Genomic DNA, 21,753 nt, shown 5'->3' on the forward strand with positions numbered 1-21,753 from the left:
TTTACCGGGTGGCGTTGTAACGCAATTGGTCTTCGGTCAGCTGGAAGCCGAGCAGCATTTCGAAGCTGGCGCGCGCAACCGCGGCGCGCACTTCGGGACGGGTCAGCGGATCGACCGCTGCATCGGGATCCCCCGGCTTGCGACGGCGCGTGATCTGATCGCGAATGTCATCGGGCAGCGTCGCTTCGGCGCGGTTGATGTAGGACGCTGCAGTGCCCTGCGCGACCGCGCGGTCCTGGCCATCGGCGAACGCGACCGTGACCGAGCCGACCTTCTTGGAAACGATCGCGCTGCCCCCACGCACGACCGTAACAAAATAGGGCAGAGTCACTTGCCGCGCGCCGCGCACGTCGCTGCGGCGGGCCAGCACGTCGAAGGTTGCGGTGGCGTAGATTTCGTCGCTGCTTTCCGCGCATTCGAAACGCAGATTGGTCATGCTCGCCGAAACATCCAGCGCATCGGTGGTGTAATTGCCCGGCGTGGTAAAGGTGGTGATATCGCCGGTATAGTCGGGAATGCCCACCGCCGGGCAGGTGCTGCGTACCGCGGTGATGCCGACACCCTGGTTGACGACAATGTCGCCGGACGATTGGCAACCCGCGAGGGTGGTGGTGAAAGCAAGTGCGGCGGCAAGGCGGAAACGGACATTCATGTGCGGGTCGATCCTGCAAGTGTTGTATCGTGTTCGCGACCGCCCTAGCGAGGCGGGGAGGAAAGCGCTAGATGCGCGTCCATGAATGCTCCCTTGCACACCGCCGAAACGAAACGCGCTGCGTTGACCGTCCTCGTTGCCGCGCCGCGCGGCTTCTGCGCCGGGGTCGACCGTGCGATCGAAATCGTCGAACGCGCGATCGAGAAATACGGACCGCCGGTCTATGTCCGGCACGAGATTGTGCACAATCGCTACGTCGTCGACGCGCTGAAGGAAAAGGGCGCGATTTTCGTCGAGGAACTGGACGAAGTGCCTGACGGCGTACCGGTCGTGTTCAGCGCGCATGGCGTGCCCAAGGCGGTGCCTGCCGAAGCCGACCAGCGCGGGCTCGACTATCTCGATGCGACCTGCCCGCTTGTAAGCAAGGTCCATCGCCAGGCCGAACGGCAGATCGAAAAAGGCCGGCATATCGTTTTCATCGGCCATGAAGGCCACCCCGAAGTAATCGGTACTTTCGGTCAGGTGCCCGAGGGCGATATGACGCTGGTCGAGACGGTGGACGATGTCGCTACTCTCGATTTTCCTGTCGGCACCGAGCTGTCCTATCTCACCCAGACGACCCTCTCGGTCGACGATACTGCCGACGTGATCGCCGCGCTCGAGAAGCGCTTCCCCGATATTGCCGGGCCGAAAGCGGAAGACATCTGCTACGCCACCTCCAACCGCCAGGCTGCGGTCAAGGAAATCGCCGAAAGCTGCGATTTGCTGCTGGTGATCGGCGCGCCCAACTCGTCCAATTCGCTGCGCCTCGTCGAGGTCGCCGAGCGCCTCGGCACCGATGCAAGGCTGATCCAACGCGGGCACGAGATCGAGGAAAGCTGGCTCGAAGGGATCGGGACGGTCGGCCTCACCGCCGGGGCATCGGCCCCAGAGTTGCTGGTTCGCGAAGTGATCGCGCGCCTGGGCGAGTATCGCACCGTCGAGGAACGCCAGGTCAAGACCACCGACGAGCGCATGATCTTCAAGCTGCCGCGCCAGCTCGTCGACTAGTGGCGGTCTATACCAAGCTTTCCGATCGCGAGGTCGCGAGCTTTCTCCAGCAATACGATCTCGGCCCGGCGCGCGATCGCGAGCCACTGTCCGGCGGTGTGACCAACAGCAATTGGCGGATCGATTTCACTGGCGATCCCGCCGCTGCCGTGCTGACTGTCATCGAACCGGAGACCGGGGCCGCAGAGCTCGATTTCGTGTTCGGTTTTCAGCACCACATGGCTGCACACGGCATTCCGCTGGCTGCGCCGATCGCGCAGAAATCGGGCGCGTTCTACGGCCAGCTTGCCGGAAAACCTGCCGTCCTAGCCGGGTTTCTCTCCGGCGACTGGCCGCGCGAACCCAACGTGGCGCAGGCTGCAGCCGTCGGCACGCTGCTTGGCCGGATGCATCTGGCCGCCAGTGATTTTGCGCTGCGCCGCACGAATCCGATGGGGCTGCCCGACATGGCCGCGATGGTGCGTGCACTCGACCCGCTGACGATCGAAACGGCGGTGCCGAACTTGGCAGCCGATCTGGCAGGCGCGTTTCGCGAGACGCTCGATCACTGGCCGCAAGGGCTTCCCGCAGGTGCAGTCCATGCCGACCTGTTCCCCGACAATGTGCTGTTCGATGGCGACAGGATCTCCGGCGCGATCGATTTCTACTATGCGTGCACCGCACCCTTCGCGGCCGATTTTGCCATGGCGCATGCGGCCTGGTGCTTCAGCGCCGGCGAATCGGTGTTCCTTGCCGACCGATCGCACGCCCTGTTGCAGGCCTACGAAGCTGTACGCCCGCTCTCGCCCACCGAGCGCGATGCGCTTCCGTTGCTCGCGCGCGCGGCCTGCCTGCGCATTCTCGCGACCCGCCTGCGCGATTGGATCGCGCCGGTCGAAGGCGCATCGGTCACCGCCAAACATCCCGGTGAATTTGCAGCCCGGCTACGCTTCTATTCGACCGATGACGGCGCTAGGGCCTTCGCCCCATGAACAGGGTCGAAATTTTCACTGACGGCGCGTGCAAGGGCAATCCGGGTCCCGGGGGATGGGGTGCGTTGCTGCGCATGGGCGAGAACGAGAAAGAGCTTTCGGGCGGAGAGGCGAACACCACCAACAACCGGATGGAAATGCTCGCCGCGATCCGCGCGCTCGAAGCATTGACCCGGCCCTGCGTCGTCGATCTGCACACCGACAGCACCTATGTGCGGGACGGGATCACCAAGTGGATTCACGGGTGGAAACGCAATGGCTGGCGCACCGCGGCAAAGAAGCCGGTCGCCAATGCCGAATTGTGGCAGGAACTCGAAAAAGCCGCCGCGCGGCACGATGTGTCCTGGCACTGGGTAAAGGGACATGCCGGGCATGAAGGCAATGAGCGCGCCGACAGCCTTGCCAGCGATGCGGCCGAGGCCATCGCGCGACGCTAGCGGAAACGATCGGGAGAATAACGTGCACGATCAAGCCCTTCGGTCATAGCGTCGGAGGGCAGATCGAGCAGTATCTGCGCTGCCAGGCGCGCCGCTGCGGGCGCGGTCTGAATGCCCCACCCCCCCTGTCCTGCACACCAGAAGAAATCGGGCTGCGATGGTTCGAAACCGTAAACCGGAAGACGGTCGGGTGCGAAATTCCTCAGGCCTGCCCATTTGCGCTCGACCGCCACGACATCCCAATCGAGCACGTTGCCGAACCGGTCGATCGCATGGGCGATTGCCTCGCCTTCGGGCGCGGCATCGCACGGCTCGGACGGCTCCTCGTCGTGGGGTGAAAGCCACAGGCGCGTACCTTCTGGCTTGAAGTAGAACCGCCCGTTGATGTCGAGCGTCAACGGCAGGTCGGGAGACGGCTCGGGCGCGGTCCGCAATTGCGCGACCGTGCGCCGCAAAGGTGTGATTCCGAGGGGTCGGATACCGGCCAGCCCCGCGATACGATCGGCCCAGGCTCCCGCCGCGTCGACGAGCAGGCCCGCGCGCACTTCCCGGCCGTGCGCATCGGTGAGCACCCAGTCATCGCCGTCGCGCGCGACCCGCTCGACCCGCCAGCGCAATTGGAGTTCCACACCGGCGTGACGCATCGCGGCGAGATAGTACTGATGCAGTCCGGCAACGTCTATGTCGGAGCAATCGGGCACGAACAGGCCGTGCCGCCAGCGCGGCAGCAAGTCGGGAAGCCTCTCGAGCATGCCGATCCGGTCAAGCCGCTCGATCGGCGCGCCCGTCCCGGCATAGCGATCGGCAAACGCGGCGATGGCTCCGGAATCCGACTCGCGTCCGATATACAGGCCCCCGCGTCGTTTGAGGAAACCGCGATCGCGCAGGAAATCACCCGAAGCGGTGGTCAGCGGCAGGACTCCTGGCCCGCCATAGGTCTGCTCCCAGAACGCCGCCGAGCGCCCGGTGGTGTGATAGCCGGGCGAATCCTCCGCTTCGAGCACGACGATGTTGCGATGGCCCGCACATTCGGCAGCCAGCGAAGCCCCGGCGATACCGGCTCCTACGATCGCAATGTCGTACCGCACGCTCACTTTGCTACGGGCGCATGCTCGTCGAGGAAGGTAAAGATCGCCTCTTGCACGCGATCGCGCACCGGGTCGACTTCGCGCAGCAGTTCATGCCGGGCTTCCGGTCCGAATTCGACCAGCGTCGCGTTCGGCAGACGGTCCGCCGCGCGCCGATTGGCCGTCGGATCGACCAGTTTGTCTTCTCTCGCATTGAGGATCAGCACCGGGGTCGTCACGGTTTCGAGCCGGCCTCTCGCAAAGAGGCGCCGGATCGATTCGAAACCGCGTTCGAGCCAGCCCCAACTGCCCGGCCCCATCTTCAGTTCGGGCCGTTCGTCGCGCCACCAGATCTCGTCCATGTAGCGATCCTCGTCATGGGTCAGCAGATCCATCCGGTCACGCGGGATTTCGCCGGGCTTCTCGCTCCATTTCCACGCGGGCCGGCGCGGATCGCCGATCCGGACCATCGCTTTCGCAACTGCATGACCGAACGCGCGGGGAATGCTGCCATAATAGTCGAGCATCGGCGCCGAGAGCACCATCGCGTCGGGATCGACCTTGCGATCGACCAGCGCGCGCATCAGCAAATGCCCGCCCATCGAATGGCCGGCTAGCACGCGTGGGCCGGGATGTTCCTCCTTCCATTGCATCCAGAACGCGGCGAGATCGTCGATCCAGATATCGTAGTCGGCAATATGCCCGGTGATCGCATCTGCGCCGAAGCGGCCCGATCCGGCCTGCCCGCGCCAGTCCGAGGCGGTGACGTTCCATCCCGCCCGGTGCCATTCGACCATGCTTTCGAGGTACTTCTCGTAATGGTCGCCACGCCCCGGGAAGAACAGGATGGAACCGCGCGCTGCGTCGTCGATCCGCGCCAGATCGATCCGGCGAATGCGATGGCCGTCTGCCGCTTCCCAGAAAGTTTCCTGCGCGCCGGCAGGAATGGCGCGACGATCGATAGCGGTCGTGGTCATGCTTTCTTGCGAACCTTCAAACATGGTTACCGATTGATAACCGGTGGCGCGGTAGAAGCTCCAGCGAACGCCGATCAACGGCCCGGGGGACTTCATGGACTACCAAATGATTGCCTACGCATTGCTGGGCGCGCTTGCAATTGCACTCGCGATCGCGGCGACGACCGATTTCCTCAGGCGCAAGATCTACAACTGGCTGGTGTTGGCGATCGTTGTTCTCGCCCCGGTGTGGTGGTGGGTGGCGGCCCTGGAGCCGTGGCCCGAAATGGCGATCCAGCTGGGAATGGCGGTGGCGACCTTTGCCGTGGGTGCCGGTCTGTTCGCACTGGGAGCAATGGGCGGCGGTGACGTGAAACTGATCTCGGCCCTGGCCTTGTGGTTCGCCCCGCTGATCTATCTCAAATTCCTGTTCCTGACCGCGCTGATCGGCGGTCTGCTGACGATTCTCTTTGCCGGTTTTCACGTCGCCCGCCGGCGCAAGGACAAGATTGCAATCCCTTACGGCATGGCCATCGCAGCGGCCGGATTGTGGACGATTTTCAGCACCTACGGCGCATTCCTCGGCCTGACTGGCGCAACGGCGTGAACCGGATTTTAACCAGTAACGACGATTAGTGGCCGCAATAGCCGCAATGGACTTTCTCAAGGGGGCGTCTCGCCATGGATAGGAAGAAACTCGTTCTGCTGATCGGCGCGATCGTCGTCGCCATCGGAACGGCAATGATGGCCCGAAGCCTGCTGGGAGGCGGCGCACCGACGCCGCAGGCACAGGCTGCCGCTGCGCAGCCGCAGGGCCCGCGCGTGCTGGTCGCCCAGCGTACGCTTCCTGTCGGCACCATCATCACGGCCGATGCCCTGAACTTCCAACTGTGGCCTGCCGACATGGTGCAGGACGCCTACTTCCTCGATGGCGAAGCCGACGTATCCAAGCTTCTGGGCACGGTCGTGCGCTTCCCGATCACCGCCGGCCAGCCGCTCACCCAGGGCGCGCTTGTTTCGCCTGGCGATCGCGGCTTCCTCGCTGCGGCTCTGGGACCGGGCATGCGCGCGGTCACCGTCGAGGTCGACGATCAGACCGGTGTTGCCGGCTTCGTCTTTCCGGGCGACCGGATCGACCTGGTGCTAACCCAGGAAGTGGGCGGCCAGGGCGAATCGCTGAAGGCTTCCGAAACGATCCTGCGCAATCTGCGCGTGCTCGCCACCGACAAGAGCCGCGACGCCGTTCAGGAACAGGGCCAGACCGTCGTCACCGATTATCGTTACGTCACGGTCGAAGTGACGCCCAAGATCGCCGAAAAGATCGCCGTCTCGAAAACCATCGGTACGCTCAGCATCGCGCTGCGATCGATCGCCGACAATGCCGGCGACCTCGAAAGCGCCATCGCTTCGGGCGAGCTCGACATTCCCGAGGGAACAAGCGCCGAAGACGAAGAGAAGATCATTCGCGCCGCGATGACCAAGCCGCAGGATGTGCGCGGGTCGTACGTGACCGGTGCCGACGTCTCGCGCTTCCAGCGCCGCACCCCGCCGCCAAGCGGGCAGCAGGGCCAGATGCCGCCGCAAGGCATGATGCCGCCGCAGGGGCCCGGAGCGATGCAATACGCGCAGCCTCCGCAGGGCCAGGCTGCGCCTTCCCGACCCAGTGGTCCGACCGTGCGCGTGACGCGCGGCAAGGAAACCACCGTCGTGCCCACGGGCAAGTAAATGCACGGCCTAACGATACAGAAAAGGGCTAAGACGATGAAACGCAACTTCAAAACCGCACTGGCAAGCGTCGCCATGGTCAGCGTCTCGCTGTCCGGCATCTCTGCTCCCGTGATCGCGCAGGGCGTGGTTGCCCCGCAAGGCGAAATGACGCTTTCCATCGGACGCGGTCAGCTCGTCGAAGTCGACGGCCGGATGGCGGATGTCTTCATCGCCAATGACGAGATCGCCGACGTTCAGGTCAAGTCCGAGCGGCAGCTCTACATCTTCGGCAAGGCTGGCGGCGAAACCACGATCTACGCCTCCGACGCGTCGGGCCGGGTGATCTATTCGGCCAATGTGCGCGTGGGCTCGAATATCGACAGCATCGACCAGATGATGACGCTCGCCATGCCCGATGCCAAGGTATCGGTCGCGACGATCAATCCGACCACCATCCTGTTGACCGGCACGGTCGGCCAGCCCGACGATGCAGCCGAAGCCGCACGCCTGGTCCAGGCTTTCGTCGGCGAGGATACGCAGGTTATCAGCCGCCTGCGCATGGCGACGCCGCTGCAGGTCAATTTGCAGGTGAAGATCGCCGAGGTGAGCCGCAGCTTCGTCCGCGCGATCGGGGTAAATTTGTCTTCATACGATCCGACAAGCGGGTTCAAGTTCGGTATTACCCAAGGCAATTCCGCAACTCAGTACCAGCCCGGCGCCCCCGTCGTCGGCGGCGCGTACGAAGGCGAACCGGCCACCATCGTGCCAGGCGTCGAAGGCGGCACATCGCTCATTGCGAATGGCGCATTTCTCGGTCTTGATCTCTTGGGCGCCCTCGACCTCGCAGAAACGCAAGGGCTGGTGACAACGCTCTCCAATCCGAACCTGACAGCGCTGTCGGGTGAAACCGCGACTTTCCTCGCAGGCGGCGAGTTCCCGATTCCGCTGAGCCAAGGCCTCGGCACCACCACGATCGAGTACAAGAACTACGGCGTGAGCCTTGCCTACACGCCAACGGTTCTCTCGAATGGACGGATTTCGCTGCGCGTGCGGCCGGAGGTCTCCGAGCTTTCGGCCCAGGGTGCGATCACGCTGGACGGGTTCCAGGTTCCTGCCCTCACCACACGACGCACCGAGACCAGCGTCGAACTGGGTTCGGGCCAGAGCATGATGATCGCAGGCCTGCTCAGCAACAATTCACAGAATTCGATCGACAAGGCGCCGGGCCTCGGCGACGTGCCGATCCTCGGTAATCTGTTCCGTTCGAGCAATTATCGCCGCGGCGAGACCGAGCTCGTGATTATCGTCACGCCCTATCTGGTCAAACCGGTTGACGCCGGTCGCATCGCGCTGCCGACCGACGGTTTCCGCAGCCCGAGCGATTTCCAGCGCCTCGTCCAGATGAAGGAAAACGACGGCGAAACCGGCGCCGAGCGGCCCAAGCCGCGCGCTGCGGCCCCCGCTTCGAACCCCGCCGTGGAAAGCGGCGCGCCGGTCATTGCCGGTCGCCAGGAAGATGCCGAGCCGGCCACCCCTGGCTTCAGCCTCGATTGAGAAGGAACGCACAGATGAATCGCACTTTGATCAAACGCGCTTCGGCCGGTCTCGCGCTCTCGCTGGGCCTCTTGACGGCGGCTTGCGGCGGCACCCCGGAATGGCGCGGCCTCGAAAGCGCCAAGCAGCCGGTGGTGACGCGTACCAATTACACGATGGATCTCGCCTCCTCGCCCTCGGGCCTCTCGATCCCCGAACAGCGGCGGCTCGCCGATTGGTTCGCGGCGATGGAACTCGGATATGGAGATCGCATCGCGATCGATGATCCGAATGCAAGCCAGGCCACACGTGACGCCATCCAGGCGATCGCCTCGCGCTATGGCATGATTGTGCAGGACACCGCCCCGGTGACGCAGGGCGTGATCGCGCCGGGATCGGCCCGTGTGGTGGTGACACGATCGCGTGCCGAAGTGCCCGGTTGCCCCGATTGGTCGGCCCAATCCGATCTCAACGATGTCAATGCGACCTATCCGAACTACGGCTGCGCGGTGAACGGCAACCTCGCCGCCATGGTCGCCGATCCGGAAGATTTGTTGCGCGGCCAGCAGTCCGAAGGCGGCAGCTCGGTGGCGACGTCAGACAAGGCGATCGACAGCTATCGCAAGGCCGCGCCGACCGGCGAACAGGGCCTTCAGGATACCAGCGCGGGTGGAGGAGACTGATCCGATGAACGCACCTTGGAAAGCAGGACAGGGCAATCGCGACAGCTTTGCCGCCTATCTGTGCGACGATACAGCGCTGGACGTGTTGCGTCCGGTAGCGGTCGAAATGGGTTGGCAGCCGGAGAAGTGCAACAAGGGCGGGCTGCGTAATGCGGTGCAGTCGCTCGCCGTCACGGCGAGCCCCAATATCCTCGTGGTCGACCTTTCCGAATGCGGCGATCCGCTGAACGACATCAACGCGCTGGCCGAAGTCTGCGAACCCGGCACCGTCGTGATCGCGGTCGGCCAGGTCAACGATGTGCGCCTCTATCGCGATCTCCTTGCGAGCGGAATCCACGACTACCTGCTCAAGCCGCTCTCGGCTGGGCAGGTGCGTGATGCACTTGCACAAGCGCAGGCGGTGTTCTCGGCGCCCAAGGCTGGTGAAGGCGAAGGCGTGAAGCGGCACATGTCGGCTGCTGTGGTCGGCACACGCGGCGGGGTGGGTGCCTCGTCGCTCGCGACCAGCCTTGCCTGGTATCTGTCGCACGACAAGTCGCTGCCAACCGCACTGCTCGATCTCGACGTGCATTTCGGCACCGGCGCGCTGGCGCTCGATCTCGAGCCAGGCCGCGGCCTGACCGATGCGATCGACAATCCGGGCCGGATCGACGGGCTGTTCCTCGAACGCGCCATGATCCGCGCGAACGACAACCTCTCGATTCTCTCAGCCGAGGCGCCGATCCACCAGCCGCTGATGACCGACGGAGCGGCCTTCGTTCAGCTGGAGGAGGAATTCCGCCAGTCATTCGAAGTGACCGTCATCGACATGCCGCGCAACATCCTGATCAACTTCCCGCAGCTCATGTCGGACGTGAATGTGATGGTCCTCGTTACCGAATTCACGCTCGCCGGGGCACGCGATACGATCCGGATTCTGTCGTGGCTCAAGAGCCATGCTTCGCAGGTCCAGCCGGTGGTGGTTGCCAACAAGGTAAGCTCGAGCTCCCAGGAAATCTCGCAGTCGGAATTCGAAGCCTCGATCGAAACCTCGGTCGACGTGGTCCTGCCCTACGATGCGAAAGCCGCGACCTCTGCAGCCAAGCTCGGTCGCCCGCTGATCGAGGCCAACACCTCCAGTAAGGTAGCGACGGGTATCCGGGACTTGGCGCAGAAGATCATCCTGATCAGCGATCCGGATGCCGATGAGGATGTGGAGACCGCCGGCGACAAGAGCTCGCTGCTTTCCAAGTTCGACATCAAGTCGCTGCTGGCCAAGAAGGACAAGGCGTCTGCCGACGCCTGAGCTGTCTTGCCGGCGCCTGCCGACGACAAGCGTCGCAGCAGTTCGAGAATGAGAAAGGAAATGGCCAGTGCTTGACACCGCAGTGATTGCCGCCGGCATCCTCGCCATCTTGATGCTGGGCTATTACGCTTTTGCCGGCGCCAATCCGGGCAAGGCAAGCCAGCGCCGACTCGAACAACTGCGCTATCGCCACTCGGACAGCACCGAAAACAAGGTCGAGGCGCAGCTCAAGAAAGCCGTCGCAGCGCGCAAACCCAAGACACACAGAATTGCCGGCTCCGGCAGCCGGGCGGAAGCGCTCGCGCTACGGCTCGACCGCACCGGCAAGGGCTGGACGACAAGTCAGTATCTCTATGCGTCTGTCGGGCTGACGCTGCTGGTCGGAGCGATCGTGTTCCTCCGCACGGGCGCGCCATTGCTGGCATTGGGCGTGGGTGCGGTGATCGGATTCGGACTGCCGCACATGGTGGTCAATCGTTTCATCAAGAAGCGCACCACCCAGTTCACGACCAAGTTCCCCGACGCGATCGAACTGCTGGTCCGCGGCCTGCGATCAGGCCTGCCCGTGACCGAGACTCTCTCGGTCGTTGCGCAGGAAGTGCCGGGCCCGGTGGGCGAGGAATTCAAGGGCGTGGTCGAACGCATCAAGATCGGCACCTCGATGGAAGACGCGTTGCAGGAAACCGCCGATCGCCTCAACACACCCGAATTCAGCTTCTTCTGCATCACCCTGGCGATCCAGCGTGAAACCGGCGGCAACCTCGCCGAAACACTGTCGAACCTGTCCGACGTGCTGCGCAAGCGCGCGCAGATGAAGCTGAAGATCAAGGCGATGAGTTCGGAATCCAAGGCGTCGGCCTACATCGTCGGCGCGCTGCCCTTCATCGTGTTCGGTATGATCTACTGGATCAATCCGGAATATATCGGCGGCTTCTTTACCGAGGACCGTCTGATCGTGACCGGCCTGGGCGGCCTCGTCTGGATGGGCATCGGCGCATTCATCATGGCCAAGATGGTCAGCTTCGAAATCTGATCGGGGACGGGAAAGCGTAATATCATGGACACCTCAAGCGGCCCTACCCTGCTCGGCTTCGACGTCATCCTGATCGGCAGCATTCTTGCCGGAATCGCTGCGCTTGCGGTCATGCTCGCGATCTATGCCGCGGTGACCGTGAAGGACCCGATGGCGAAACGCGTCGGCGCACTCAATGCGCGGCGCAACGAACTCAAGACGGGGATGATCACCTCGACCGCGAAAAAGCGGGCCTCGCTGGTCAAGAAGAACGAGAAGGCCGACCAGGTCCGCGATACGCTCAAAACGCTGCGCGTGCTCCAGAAGGAGCAGGTCGATGCAGTGGTCCAGAAGCTCGCCCAGGCGGGCATCCGCAACAAAGACCTCGCCGTGTTCGTGATCGGCGCGCGCATGATCCTGCCGATCCTGCTGGGCGGCGGGGCGTTCTTCCTGATCTATGTCGCCAATTACTTCCCCGACTGGGGAGGCATGAAGAAGCTGATGGCCTTCGCCGCCGCGCTGTTCATCGGCTACAAAGGCCCTGACATCTTCATCAAGAACAAGATCACCAAACGCACCGATGCGATTCGCAAGGGCCTGCCCGACGCGCTCGATCTGCTGGTGATCTGCGCCGAAGCCGGCCTTACCGTCGATGCCGCGTTCAACCGCGTGGCCAAGGAACTGGGCCGGGCCTATCCCGAGCTGGGCGACGAATTCGCGCTGACCGCGATCGAACTGTCCTTCCTCAACGAGCGCAAGCACGCGTTCGACAATCTCGCTTACCGCGTCGACCTCGAAGCTGTGAAGGGCGTGGTAACGACCATGGTCCAGACCGAACGCTACGGCACGCCGCTCGCCTCGGCGCTGCGTGTGTTGTCGGCCGAGTTCCGCAACGAGCGCATGATGCGCGCCGAGGAGAAGGCTGCGCGCCTTCCCGCGATCATGACCGTGCCGCTCATCATGTTCATCCTGCCGGTCCTGTTCATCGTCATCCTCGGCCCGGCAGCCTGTTCGATCGCCGACGCTTTCGCCGGCGACGGACCGGGCGGCGGCTAAGGCCGGCGGGTCAGGATCAGCTTTCGCGCGCCTTGGCGTGCACCCGATCTAGTAGCCCGGCGAGCGTCACGCGTTCGTCGGGCTCCAGCGTTTCGAACAGTTCGGCCTCGATCGCGATGGCGTGGGCCATGATTTCCTCGAACACATCCCGCCCGGTCTCGGTCAGCGCGAGCATGTGGCTACGCCCGTCCCGATCGTGCGGTGTGCGCATGGCGAGCGTACGCGCCTCGAGCGTGCGGCAGGCACGACTGACCGCGACCTTGTCCATCAACGTCGCCTGCGCCAGCGCGCGAGGTGTCATCGGTCCGCTGTCGCCGAGCACCGCCATGATCCGCCATTCGCTGATCCGGAGGCCGAAACGCGACTGGTATTCGCGCGCGATCCGGTCGCTCACCGCGTTCGACGCGATCGAGAGCTTGTAGGGCAGGAAAGACTCAAGACGCGACATTGGCTCCGGCTCGCGCCTATGGCTTCACGGCTTCGGGCGTCGCCTGCGCAAAGGCATCTTGCCCATTGAGCGCCGCGTCGATCCGCACCAGCTTGGGATAGGGCGCGAGATCGGTCTCGAAACGCCGCGCATTGTACATTTGCGGCACCAGGCAGATGTCGGACAGGTCCGGCGTATCGCCGCCGAACAGGCCGCGATCGGGCGCCTGCGCTTCAAGCGCAGCGAAACCCTCTGCAATCCAGTGCCGATACCATGTGTCGATCGCCGCCTGCTCGTGGCCGAGCTCGTTCTTGAGATATTTGAGCACCCGCAGATTATCGAGCGGATGGATATCCGCGGCGATCACCATGGCCCGCGCCAGCGTGCGCGAGCGCGCGGCGGGGTCGGACGACACCAGCGCCGGATCGGGATAGCGCGCATCGAGATAGTCGATAATCGCGAGGCTCTGCGTCAGTTCGTGACCGTCGATCTCGAGCGTCGGAACCAGACCTTGCGGATTGCGTGCGCGGTTTTCGGCCCGCGATTGTTCGCCATCGATCAGGCTCACCACCCGGCTTTCATAGGCGACGCCCTTGAGGTTCAGTGCGATCCGCACGCGATAGGCGGCGGAACTGCGCCAGTAGTCGTAGAGAACCGGCTTGCTCATGACAGCACCCTCCCCGCCACGGCATCGAGCCGCGTGACAAGCTCCGGATCACGCGCGTCGGGCGCGGTGATGATCGCGTGTTCGAGCGCGGTGTCGATCGGGACGCGGGAGCGTTCGGCGGGCAGCGACTTGCACAGCTCGACCACCGTCTGCGCAGCGATGCTCGCATTGTCGCGCATGATCGAAAGGACATCCGTCACATCGACACCGGCTTCCTCGTCGCGGAAACTGTCATAGTCGGTTGCCATGCCGAGCATCGCGTAAGGCAGCTCCGCCTCGCGCGCGAGCCGGGCTTCGGGCATCCCCGTCATTCCGATCACGTCGCCCGCCCAGGCGCGGTAGAGCCGGCTTTCGGCGCGAGTCGAGAATTGCGGACCGTCGATCGCCACGTAAGTCCCGCCGCGATGGAGCGCAGCCCCGGCCGCCTTGGCCGCATCGCCGGCATATTGCGCCAGTCGCGGACAGACTGGATCGGCAAGGCTGACATGGGCGACGCAGCCGGGTCCGAAAAAGCTGTTCTCGCGAGAGGTGGTGCGATCGATGAACTGGTCGACAGCGACGAACTCGCCCGGTGCGATTTCCTCGCGCAGAGAACCGATCGCAGACAGCGCCAGAACGTCGGTGACCCGTGCGCGTTTCAGCACATCGATGTTAGCCCGGTAATTGACTTGCGAAGGCGGCACGCGGTGCCCCTGCCCGTGGCGCGCGAGGAATGCGACGCGCACCCCGCCGATCCGCCCCAGAGTAACCGGGCCGGAAGGCTCGCCGAAAGGCGATTTGATCGCGACTTCCTGCGCCTCTTCGAGCTCCAGCCCTTCGCTCAGGCCCGAGCCGCCGATGATGCCAATGAACCAGTTGTCGCTCACGCGATCTCCCGTCTTTGCCTGTGGTGTTTTCTTTGTCGTTGGACGGGGGTTACCCGTCGGCGAGTATCCCCGCCATCACGAATTCGATCACTTGGTCGCGATAGCGGTCGCGCAGCCTCTCGGTGAGTGAATCGCGACCGAAGCAATGCTTGAGCACCAGCCGCGCGCTGAAGAAGCGGTCTGCCGCGCCGGTGGCGATGAAGTAGAACAGCTGCGGATCGATGTCGCGGAACACACCTGCCTGCACGCCTTCATCGATCAGCTGGGCGTAGGCATGGTTCAGCGGGGTGAGGTATTCATCGGCGATCCGCTGTGCTTCCTCGGGATCGCTGTCGCGCACAAGCCGCATCAGAAGGCGGTTGAGATAGGGCGTCGCATAATAGGTATCGACCATCGCCGAGAGATGCCGGCGGAGCTTTTCCTCGGCCGGGAAGTCCTTCGCCATCAGCGCGCGCACCGACGACACGATCGCCTGCATGTCGCGATCGAGCAGCGCTTTCAGCAGCCCGGCCTTGTTGCCGAAATAGTACTTCACCAACGCCGAGTTCAGCCCCGAGCGCAGGCTCAGTTCGGACAACGAGATGTCGACCTGATCGCCTTCGCGCATGATCGCGCTCGCGGTTTCGAGCAGCGCATCGCGCGCCTCGGGCGGGGCATTGTCGGCCAGGGTTTCGTTCGGAGTGCTCATTCGTATTCGGGCTCCTCCCACCACGGGTAGATTTCGGGCATATCCTCACCGACCCGTCCGGGGAAGTCGGGGGCGCGTTTTTCCCGGAAGCTGGCGATGCCTTCCTCCGCATCGGCCCCGCGCGACATGCGATAGACCGCGCGACTGTCGACCCGGTGTGCCTTCATCGGATGGTCGAGCGCCGAGAGCCGCCACATCATCGCCCGCGTCATCGCGACCGAGACGGGTGCGGCATTATCCGCAATCTCGCGCGCGAGTTCGCGCGCCGCATCGAGCAGTTCGGCCTGAGGATGAACCGAACGGACGAGGCCTGCATCGAGCGCTTCACCGGCACCGAAGATGCGACCGGTATAGCACCATTCGAGTGCGGTCTGCATGCCGACCAGTCGCGGCAGGAACCAGCTCGAGGCGGCTTCGGGGACGATCCCGCGCTTGGCGAAGACGAAGCCATAGCGGGCATTGTCGCTGGCGAGCCGGATATCGGCGGCCAGTTGCATCGTCGCGCCGACACCGACGGCAACCCCGTTGCAGGCGACGATCAGCGGCTTCGTGGAGTTGAACATCCGCAGCGCCAGCCGCCCGCCGCCGTCCCGCACGCGTTCGTCGGAGAGATCGTCGACTTCCTCGTCGGACGAGAACGGGCCGCTGCCGCTGTCAGGTGTCAGGTCGGCCCCGGCGCAGAAGGCGCGCTCTCCCGCCCCGGTCAGGATCACGGCGCGGATCGCATCGTCGGCATCGCTGCGGTCGAGCGCGGCGCAGATCTCGCCCATCATGTGGCGGGTATAGGCGTTGAGCTTCTCCGGCCGGTCGAGCACGATGGTCGCGACCGGGCCTTCGACCTCGTAACGGATCTGGGTGAAGGCGCTCATTTCGTCGCTCCTGCGCAACACATGGACCGGGTGTTACACTGTCCTGGAAAACAAAAACCGCCCCGTTCCGCGTCGACACAAGCGACGGAAAGGAGGCGGTTTTCGATCATCTGCCCACGCTAGCGGGTAGACGGCCTGTAGGAAAGGCGCCCGCTCAACGCGGCGCCATGCGGATCGCGCCGTCGAGACGCACGTCCTCGCCGTTGAAATAGTCGTTTTCGAGCATGCACATCGCCAGCTTGGCATATTCTTCCGGATTGCCGAGCCGCTTGGGGAACGGCACGCTGGCGTTGAGCGCGTCGATCGCCTTTTCGGGCAGGCCCATCAGCAGCGGGGTCTGGAAGATCCCGGGCAGGATCGTGTTCACGCGGATGCCCTCGTTCATCAGGTCGCGCGCGATCGGCAGGGTCATGCCGACGACGCCGCCCTTCGAAGCCGAATAGGCAGCCTGGCCGATCTGGCCGTCTTCGGCGGCGACCGAGGCGGTGTTGACGATCGCGCCGCGCCCGCCGTCTTCGGTGATCGGATCGAGGCTCATCATCCCCGCCGCCGATTTGGCGATGCAACGGAAGGTGCCGATCAGGTTCACTTCGACCACGAACTGGAACGCGCTGATCGGAAAGTGCTTGATCTCGCCGGTCTGCTTGTCGCGGCTGGCGGTCTTGATCGCATTGCCGATGCCGGCGCAATTGACGAGGATACGCTCCTGCCCATGGGCTTCGCGCGCCTTGGCAAAGCCTGCATCGACATCTTCCTCGCTGGTCACATTGACCTTGCAGAAGGTGCCGCCGAGCTCCTCGGCCATAGCGTTGCCCTTCTCTTCGTTCATGTCGAAGATCGCGACCTTCGCGCCCTTGGCTGCGATCGCGCGCGCGGTTGCGGCACCGAGGCCCGATGCGCCGCCGGTGACGATGGCGGGAGTGTTGCTGCTGATTTCCATTGTTGTCCTCTTGAGTTCGCCATCCCGGGGCATGCCGGGACTTTTTTCAACTGAAGTGCCTGTTAGCACGAGATCCCGGCCTGCGCCGGATTGATATGAATTGCTACAGCGCCTCGACGATGGTGACGTTGGCGACGCCGCCGCCTTCGCACATCGTCTGGAGGCCGTATTTCTTGCCGTGCGTCCTGAGCGCGTGAACCAGCGTCGCCATCAGCTTGGTCCCGCTCGCGCCGAGCGGATGGCCCAGTGCGATCGCCCCGCCGTGAACGTTGAGCTTGTCGGGATCGGCACCGACATGCTTGAGCCAGGCCATCGGCACCGGCGCAAAGGCTTCGTTGACCTCGTAGAGATCGATCTGGTCGATGCTCATCCCGGCGCGCTTGAGCGCCTTGTCGGTGGCGAATAGCGGCTCCTCGAGCATGATCACAGGATCGCCGGCAGTCACGGTGAGGTTCCTGATCTTCGCGATCGGGGTCAGGCCGTAATCCTTCAGCGCCTGTTCGCTGACCACCAGGACCGCGCTCGATCCGTCGCAGATCTGGCTGGCGGTGGCGGCGGTGATCACCCCTTCCTCGGACAGTTTCTTGACCGAGGCGATCCCTTCGAGCGTGGCGTCGAAGCGGATGCCTTCGTCCAGCGTGTGCCATTCCTCGCCATCGGGCGTTTCGATCTTCACGGGCACGATCTCGTTCTCGAACTTGCCGCTTTCGGTGGCGGCGATCGCCTTCTTGTGGCTGGCGAACGCGAATTCATCGAGCTCGTCCTTCGAGAAGCCGTGCTTCTTGGCCATCATCTCGGCCCCGACGAATTGCGACCACTGGATGCCGGGATATTTCTCTTCCAGCCCGGGCGATTTGTAGTGGCCCATCCCCTCTTTCATATAGAGCGACGCCGTCGAGCCCATCGGCACGCGGCTCATGCTTTCGATCCCGCTGGCGATGACGACATCCTGCGTCCCGCTCATTACCGCCTGCGCGGCGAACTGGATCGCCTGCTGCGAGCTGCCGCACTGCCGGTCGATTGTGACGGCCGGGGTGCTCTCGGGCAGCGTTTTCGAAGCCAGTACCGCATTGCGGCCGACCTGCAGCGCCTGTTCGCCGCCCTGCTGGACGCAGCCCATCACGACATCTTCGATTGCCTGCGGATCGATACCGGTACGCTCGACGATCGCATCCAGCGACTTGGCGGCGAGATCGACCGGGTGGACGCCTGACAAGCGCCCTCCCCGCTTGCCGCCTGCGGTGCGGACGGCGTCTACGATATAGGCTTCGGGCATATAGTCAGGTCCTCTCTCGTGGATTCGTTTAACCGTTCGATTAAACTGCCAATCGCCATGCTGCAAGCGGGCAACACTCAGTGCCCGACATAGCACTGGGCAGAGCCAATCGACTGGTCGCGGCACAAGCGCGACGAGCAAAGTCTCGCGAGCGGTGCTGAGAAGCGATTCGCACGGCGCGCGCACGGGCAGTGCGCTTTCGCGTGGCTACCGGCGATGGTTAATCCAAAACGCTGTTCATCGACACCAGCAGCCGGTTCATCGAGGGCAAAAAGCCTATAAAAGTCGCGCTACAGTGATGTGACACTTTTGCAACGAGGATTCACAAACACGGTTCGAAACCGCTCGTCCGGACGCCAAACGCTTGCGAAATATTACCCGATTTGCTCTCTGCCACGCTGGATAGGGATCAATCCATCCATTTCACATGGGGACCAACTCAATGAAACTGTCTAGCTATTCCGTTGATAAACGGACTGCGCTGTTTGCAGGAAGCGGGCTCGCCGCTCTTGCTCTTGCTTTTGCTTCGCCTGCCTACGCGCAGGACGCGAGCGACGAAGGCCCGGCCGATTGCCCGGACGTCAATGACGACGGCGAATGCGATGCGCCGGAAACTCTCAACAATGCCGACGGCAGCATCCCGGAGGCAAACCGCGTTGTCGTTACCGGTTCGCGCATCCGTCGCGACGAGTTCTCGACCACCGAGCCGCTGACCGTCATCACCAAGGACGAAGTGACCCAGGCTGGTTTCAACAGCTCCACCGACGCGCTGCAGAGCACCGCCGTCACCGCGGGTTCGGGCCAGATCAACAACTACTTCGCCGGCTTCGTGACCGACGGCGGCACCGGCGCCAACACGCTGGGCCTCCGCAACCTCGGCCCGGCTCGTACGCTGATCCTGCTCAACGGTCGCCGCTTGGCGCCGGCCGGTACGCGCGGTTCGGTCGTCGCAGCCGACCTTAACGTTCTGCCGACCTCGATCGTCGAACGCATCGAAATCCTGAAGGCTGGTGCGTCTTCGGTTTACGGTTCGGACGCCATCGCCGGCGTTGTGAACATCATTACCGACGATCAGCTTCGCGGCGTCCGCCTCGAAGCGCAGGTCAACGTTCCCGAAGTGGGCGACGGTCGCGACTATCGCGTCGCCGGTTCGTTCGGTTTCGGCAATGATCGTCTCGATGTCGTCGGCTCGATCGAATACCGCAACCGCGAAGGTCTTTCGCGCAACGACGTGCCGTTCTTCGACTGCCCGGTCGGCGGCTTCCTTACGGGCGAGGGAACTGCTTTCGGTTCGGGTGACACGCCCGGCCCCAACGGTTCGACCTGTTTCACGCTCGATAATGGCGGCGTGACGATCAACACCATCGGTGTTTCCAGCCGTGCCGCTCAGGACCGTCTCACCGGCGCGATCGGCAGCTACACTCGTCTCGTGCCGAATGCGGATATCCTTACTGGCCCGACCCCCGGCTTCCAGGGCGTCGATTTCTATTCGCGCGACACGTTCGATCCGGAGCAAGAGGAAGAATACCTCATCACCCCGGTCGAAATCCTCACCGGTTACCTCAACGCGTCGTACGACCTCGAAGCTCTCGGCAATGCCGAGATCTACCTCGAAGGCCTCGCAACGCGTCGTAAGTCGTCGGCGTACCTGTATCGTCAGCTTTCGCTCGACTATCCGGTGTATCTGAACGACGATTTCACGCCGACCGGTCGGGTCAATCCGCTTGTTCCGGCTCAGTTCCAGGACTCGGTCATTGCGTTCCCGAACGAGACGACCGGCGACGGCTATCTCGGCGTTCGCGCGTTCATCGGCTTCGGTCTCACGGACAGTGCGCAGCAAGTCGACTACGTTCGCATCGGCGGTGGTATCCGCGGCGATCTCGAGGCAGTCGATGGCTGGCGTTACAATGCCTATGTCGGCAAGTCGTGGACCGACGGCACGTATGAAACCGAATCGTTCCTGACCGACCGTCTCGCGAATTCGCTCGACGTCGTGCAGAACCCGGATGGTTCGATCAGCTGTGCCAGCGCGGCTACCAATCCGAACTGCGTCGCGGCACCGCCTCTCAACGCAGCGACCATTGGCGGCGATCTCCCGCAGGCGTTCCGTGACTACATCCTGGTCAACACGATCGGGACCACGAAATTCCGCGAGACGACCTACTCGCTGAACTTCGACGGTCCGCTCTTCGCCCTTCCGGGCGGCGACGTACAGCTCGCCCTGGGTGCGGAATACCGCCAGCAGGAAATCGACGATACGCCCGATCAGAATGCAATCGACGGCAATCTGTACGGCCTGACCGCCGGTACGCCCACGCGCGGCAGCGACGCGGTGAAGGAAGTGTTCGGGGAAATTTACATCCCGCTTCTGGCCGATCGTCCGTTCTTCGAGAACCTGATCCTCAATGCCTCGATCCGTTACACGGACTACGATTCCTACGGCAGCGACGTGACCTACAAGGTCGCGGGCGAGTGGGAATTCTTCGACGGCCTCGGGATCCGTGGTAGCTACGGCACGTCCTATCGTGCTCCGGCTCTCGCGGAACAGTTCCTCGGTGCGACCAGCGGCTTCCTGGGCAGCGGTAGCGACCCCTGCGATGGCGGCAACTTCCCTGCAGATCCGGCCGATTACTCGCCGAATCAGCAGATCCGCGCCACGAACTGTGCAGCTGTCGGCATCGACGTGACCACGTTCACGCAGACCAGCGGGATCACGGCGTTTACCCGTGGTGGTGCCGAGACCGGTCTCGAAGCCGAAACGTCGAAGAACTGGACCGTGGGTGTCGTTGCACGTCCTCCGATCCCGTCCTCGATCGGTTCGCTTTCGCTTGCGCTCGACTACTTCGATATCCAGGTGGATAACGGCGTGGCGAGCTTGGGCGGCGGCACGATCCTTAGCCGTTGCTATGGTGACGCCAGCTTCAACCCGAGCGAAGGCTTCTGCCGCTTCGTGGAACGTGACGCCAACGATCGCCTGACGGTGACCAGCGGCTTCGTGAACCTGTCGACCGATATCTCGAAGGGCTTCGAGTTCAACGGTCGCTTCTCGACGGAAGCGTTTGATGGCCAGTTCATCCTGAACGCCAACGTCACGAAGTACACCGAACAGTCGACGCGCCTCTTCCCCGAAGAATTCCTGACGGATTCGAACGGGATCATTACTGCTCCTGACTGGACCGGTACGTTGGACCTGATCTACAACACGGGTCCGTTGACGTTCCGTTACGGTCTCGAGTGGATCGGTGGCGATGACGAAGCAACCTATCGTTACTTCGCGTTCGACGAACAGACGGGCGAAACCGATCCGGAACTGGTTCAGGCCTATAAGGATCAGTATGTGCTCGAAGCCGACGATTACTTCCTGCACAATCTCTCGGCGCAGTTCCGTGCCGACGACAACCTGCAGTTCACGATCGGTGTTCGGAACCTCCTGAACACGGCTCCGCCGCGGATCACGGCGGTCGGGTTCAGCACTATCGGCAACGCGCCGCTGTACTCGGGTTACGACTACGTGGGTCGCAAGTTCTTCGCGAACGTGACCTTCGGCTTCTGATCCGAAGCAACCGAACAAAAGAAAGGGCCCCGGGAAACCGGGGCCCTTTTTTGTTGGG

21 protein-coding genes are annotated in these 21,753 nt (G+C 63.4%); 11 read left to right on the plus strand and 10 right to left on the minus strand.

What is annotated here, in order from left to right; genetic code table 11:
- Position 1 precedes the first annotated feature (1 nt).
- Positions 2-652, minus strand: a complete 651-nt coding sequence (locus GRI68_RS08245; RefSeq protein WP_160616807.1) for an efflux RND transporter permease subunit — start codon at positions 650-652, stop codon at positions 2-4.
- 81 nt (positions 653-733) lie between these two features.
- On the opposite strand from GRI68_RS08245, the gene ispH reads away from it, so the two are divergent.
- Genes ispH through rnhA form a run of 3 tightly spaced genes read left to right on the plus strand, consistent with a single transcriptional unit; the run spans position 734 to position 3,110 of the window.
- Entirely contained in the window at positions 734-1,702 is a 969-nt protein-coding gene (gene ispH / locus GRI68_RS08250; RefSeq protein ID WP_160616808.1) for a 4-hydroxy-3-methylbut-2-enyl diphosphate reductase, read from the plus strand.
- Positions 1,702-2,673, plus strand: a complete 972-nt coding sequence (locus GRI68_RS08255) for a homoserine kinase (protein WP_160616809.1) — start codon at positions 1,702-1,704, stop codon at positions 2,671-2,673. Before ispH ends, GRI68_RS08255 begins: the two co-directional genes overlap by 1 nt.
- Complete coding sequence (gene rnhA, locus GRI68_RS08260) at positions 2,670-3,110, plus strand: ribonuclease HI (RefSeq protein ID WP_160616810.1); 441 nt, start codon at positions 2,670-2,672, stop codon at positions 3,108-3,110. Before GRI68_RS08255 ends, rnhA begins: the two co-directional genes overlap by 4 nt.
- Here rnhA and GRI68_RS08265 read toward each other — a convergent pair.
- Positions 3,107-4,204 carry an NAD(P)/FAD-dependent oxidoreductase gene (locus GRI68_RS08265; protein WP_160616811.1) on the minus strand — a complete coding sequence of 366 codons (1,098 nt, stop codon included), beginning with the start codon at positions 4,202-4,204 and terminating at the stop codon, positions 3,107-3,109. The two genes, rnhA and GRI68_RS08265, sit on opposite strands and share 4 nt — an antisense overlap.
- Positions 4,201-5,154 (minus strand): alpha/beta fold hydrolase, encoded by a 954-nt coding sequence (locus GRI68_RS08270; RefSeq protein WP_234028745.1) that lies wholly within the window; start codon positions 5,152-5,154, stop codon positions 4,201-4,203. The genes GRI68_RS08265 and GRI68_RS08270 overlap by 4 nt, the downstream gene beginning before the upstream one ends.
- A gap of 106 nt (positions 5,155-5,260) precedes the next feature.
- Between GRI68_RS08270 and GRI68_RS08275 the strand changes: the two genes are divergently transcribed.
- The 7 genes from GRI68_RS08275 (at position 5,261) to GRI68_RS08305 (ending at position 12,409) form a co-directional block, all read left to right on the plus strand.
- Positions 5,261-5,740 carry an A24 family peptidase gene (locus GRI68_RS08275; protein WP_234028746.1) on the plus strand — a complete coding sequence of 160 codons (480 nt, stop codon included), beginning with the start codon at positions 5,261-5,263 and terminating at the stop codon, positions 5,738-5,740.
- 74 nt (positions 5,741-5,814) lie between these two features.
- A complete protein-coding gene (cpaB, locus tag GRI68_RS08280) occupies positions 5,815-6,858 on the plus strand; it encodes a Flp pilus assembly protein CpaB (RefSeq protein WP_160616813.1) in 1,044 nt (347 codons plus the stop codon).
- A 36-nt stretch (positions 6,859-6,894) separates the two neighbouring features.
- Positions 6,895-8,394 carry a type II and III secretion system protein family protein gene (locus GRI68_RS08285; protein WP_160616814.1) on the plus strand — a complete coding sequence of 500 codons (1,500 nt, stop codon included), beginning with the start codon at positions 6,895-6,897 and terminating at the stop codon, positions 8,392-8,394.
- Positions 8,395-8,408: 14 nt separating this feature from the next.
- On the plus strand, positions 8,409-9,056 hold the full coding sequence (locus GRI68_RS08290; RefSeq protein WP_160616815.1) for a CpaD family pilus assembly protein: 648 nt from the start codon (positions 8,409-8,411) through the stop codon (positions 9,054-9,056).
- 4 nt (positions 9,057-9,060) lie between these two features.
- Positions 9,061-10,341 carry a pilus assembly protein CpaE gene (locus tag GRI68_RS08295; protein WP_160616816.1) on the plus strand — a complete coding sequence of 427 codons (1,281 nt, stop codon included), beginning with the start codon at positions 9,061-9,063 and terminating at the stop codon, positions 10,339-10,341.
- 112 nt (positions 10,342-10,453) lie between these two features.
- Positions 10,454-11,374: a type II secretion system F family protein gene (locus GRI68_RS08300; RefSeq protein WP_160617905.1), complete on the plus strand. Its 921-nt coding sequence runs from the start codon at positions 10,454-10,456 to the stop codon at positions 11,372-11,374.
- 24 nt (positions 11,375-11,398) lie between these two features.
- Positions 11,399-12,409 (plus strand): type II secretion system F family protein, encoded by a 1,011-nt coding sequence (locus tag GRI68_RS08305; RefSeq protein ID WP_199799737.1) that lies wholly within the window; start codon positions 11,399-11,401, stop codon positions 12,407-12,409.
- Between the two features lie 16 nt (positions 12,410-12,425).
- Here GRI68_RS08305 and GRI68_RS08310 read toward each other — a convergent pair whose 3' ends face one another.
- The 7 genes from GRI68_RS08310 to GRI68_RS08340 form a co-directional block, all read right to left on the minus strand.
- Positions 12,426-12,857 carry a MarR family winged helix-turn-helix transcriptional regulator gene (locus GRI68_RS08310; protein ID WP_160616817.1) on the minus strand — a complete coding sequence of 144 codons (432 nt, stop codon included), beginning with the start codon at positions 12,855-12,857 and terminating at the stop codon, positions 12,426-12,428.
- Between the two features lie 16 nt (positions 12,858-12,873).
- Positions 12,874-13,503 carry a maleylacetoacetate isomerase gene (gene maiA / locus GRI68_RS08315; RefSeq protein WP_160616818.1) on the minus strand — a complete coding sequence of 210 codons (630 nt, stop codon included), beginning with the start codon at positions 13,501-13,503 and terminating at the stop codon, positions 12,874-12,876.
- Positions 13,500-14,369 carry an S-methyl-5'-thioadenosine phosphorylase gene (gene mtnP, locus GRI68_RS08320; protein WP_160616819.1) on the minus strand — a complete coding sequence of 290 codons (870 nt, stop codon included), beginning with the start codon at positions 14,367-14,369 and terminating at the stop codon, positions 13,500-13,502. The genes maiA and mtnP overlap by 4 nt, the downstream gene beginning before the upstream one ends.
- Before the next feature lie 49 nt (positions 14,370-14,418).
- Positions 14,419-15,057 carry a TetR family transcriptional regulator gene (locus tag GRI68_RS08325; RefSeq protein ID WP_160616820.1) on the minus strand — a complete coding sequence of 213 codons (639 nt, stop codon included), beginning with the start codon at positions 15,055-15,057 and terminating at the stop codon, positions 14,419-14,421.
- A complete protein-coding gene (locus GRI68_RS08330; protein ID WP_160616821.1) occupies positions 15,054-15,926 on the minus strand; it encodes a crotonase/enoyl-CoA hydratase family protein in 873 nt (290 codons plus the stop codon). The genes GRI68_RS08325 and GRI68_RS08330 overlap by 4 nt, the downstream gene beginning before the upstream one ends.
- A gap of 154 nt (positions 15,927-16,080) precedes the next feature.
- On the minus strand, positions 16,081-16,866 hold the full coding sequence (locus GRI68_RS08335; protein ID WP_160616822.1) for an SDR family NAD(P)-dependent oxidoreductase: 786 nt from the start codon (positions 16,864-16,866) through the stop codon (positions 16,081-16,083).
- 103 nt (positions 16,867-16,969) lie between these two features.
- On the minus strand, positions 16,970-18,142 hold the full coding sequence (locus GRI68_RS08340; protein ID WP_160616823.1) for an acetyl-CoA C-acetyltransferase: 1,173 nt from the start codon (positions 18,140-18,142) through the stop codon (positions 16,970-16,972).
- A 442-nt stretch (positions 18,143-18,584) separates the two neighbouring features.
- Between GRI68_RS08340 and GRI68_RS08345 the strand changes: the two genes are divergently transcribed.
- Positions 18,585-21,695, plus strand: coding sequence for a TonB-dependent receptor plug domain-containing protein (locus GRI68_RS08345; RefSeq protein ID WP_160616824.1), 3,111 nt, complete (start codon positions 18,585-18,587; stop codon positions 21,693-21,695).
- Positions 21,696-21,753: the final 58 nt, after the last annotated feature.

The sequence above is a fragment of the Alteriqipengyuania halimionae genome (assembly GCF_009827575.1).
Taxonomy (GTDB): Bacteria; Pseudomonadota; Alphaproteobacteria; order Sphingomonadales; family Sphingomonadaceae; genus Alteriqipengyuania_A; species Alteriqipengyuania_A halimionae.

Bases quoted from the DNA above. Each gene is read 5' to 3' on its own strand.
- GRI68_RS08245 (WP_160616807.1), bottom strand. From the start codon at position 652: ATGAATGTCCGTTTCCGCCTTGCCGCCGCACTTGCTTTCACCACCACC.
- ispH (WP_160616808.1), top strand. From the start codon at position 734: ATGAATGCTCCCTTGCACACCGCCGAAACGAAACGCGCTGCGTTGACC.
- rnhA (WP_160616810.1), top strand. From the start codon at position 2,670: ATGAACAGGGTCGAAATTTTCACTGACGGCGCGTGCAAGGGCAATCCG.
- GRI68_RS08270 (WP_234028745.1), bottom strand. From the start codon at position 5,154: ATGACCACGACCGCTATCGATCGTCGCGCCATTCCTGCCGGCGCGCAG.
- GRI68_RS08275 (WP_234028746.1), top strand. From the start codon at position 5,261: ATGATTGCCTACGCATTGCTGGGCGCGCTTGCAATTGCACTCGCGATC.
- cpaB (WP_160616813.1), top strand. From the start codon at position 5,815: ATGGATAGGAAGAAACTCGTTCTGCTGATCGGCGCGATCGTCGTCGCC.
- GRI68_RS08285 (WP_160616814.1), top strand. From the start codon at position 6,895: ATGAAACGCAACTTCAAAACCGCACTGGCAAGCGTCGCCATGGTCAGC.
- GRI68_RS08290 (WP_160616815.1), top strand. From the start codon at position 8,409: ATGAATCGCACTTTGATCAAACGCGCTTCGGCCGGTCTCGCGCTCTCG.
- GRI68_RS08295 (WP_160616816.1), top strand. From the start codon at position 9,061: ATGAACGCACCTTGGAAAGCAGGACAGGGCAATCGCGACAGCTTTGCC.
- GRI68_RS08300 (WP_160617905.1), top strand. From the start codon at position 10,454: ATGCTGGGCTATTACGCTTTTGCCGGCGCCAATCCGGGCAAGGCAAGC.
- GRI68_RS08305 (WP_199799737.1), top strand. From the start codon at position 11,399: ATGGACACCTCAAGCGGCCCTACCCTGCTCGGCTTCGACGTCATCCTG.
- GRI68_RS08310 (WP_160616817.1), bottom strand. From the start codon at position 12,857: ATGTCGCGTCTTGAGTCTTTCCTGCCCTACAAGCTCTCGATCGCGTCG.
- maiA (WP_160616818.1), bottom strand. From the start codon at position 13,503: ATGAGCAAGCCGGTTCTCTACGACTACTGGCGCAGTTCCGCCGCCTAT.
- GRI68_RS08325 (WP_160616820.1), bottom strand. From the start codon at position 15,057: ATGAGCACTCCGAACGAAACCCTGGCCGACAATGCCCCGCCCGAGGCG.
- GRI68_RS08330 (WP_160616821.1), bottom strand. From the start codon at position 15,926: ATGAGCGCCTTCACCCAGATCCGTTACGAGGTCGAAGGCCCGGTCGCG.
- GRI68_RS08335 (WP_160616822.1), bottom strand. From the start codon at position 16,866: ATGGAAATCAGCAGCAACACTCCCGCCATCGTCACCGGCGGCGCATCG.
- GRI68_RS08340 (WP_160616823.1), bottom strand. From the start codon at position 18,142: ATGCCCGAAGCCTATATCGTAGACGCCGTCCGCACCGCAGGCGGCAAG.
- GRI68_RS08345 (WP_160616824.1), top strand. From the start codon at position 18,585: ATGAAACTGTCTAGCTATTCCGTTGATAAACGGACTGCGCTGTTTGCA.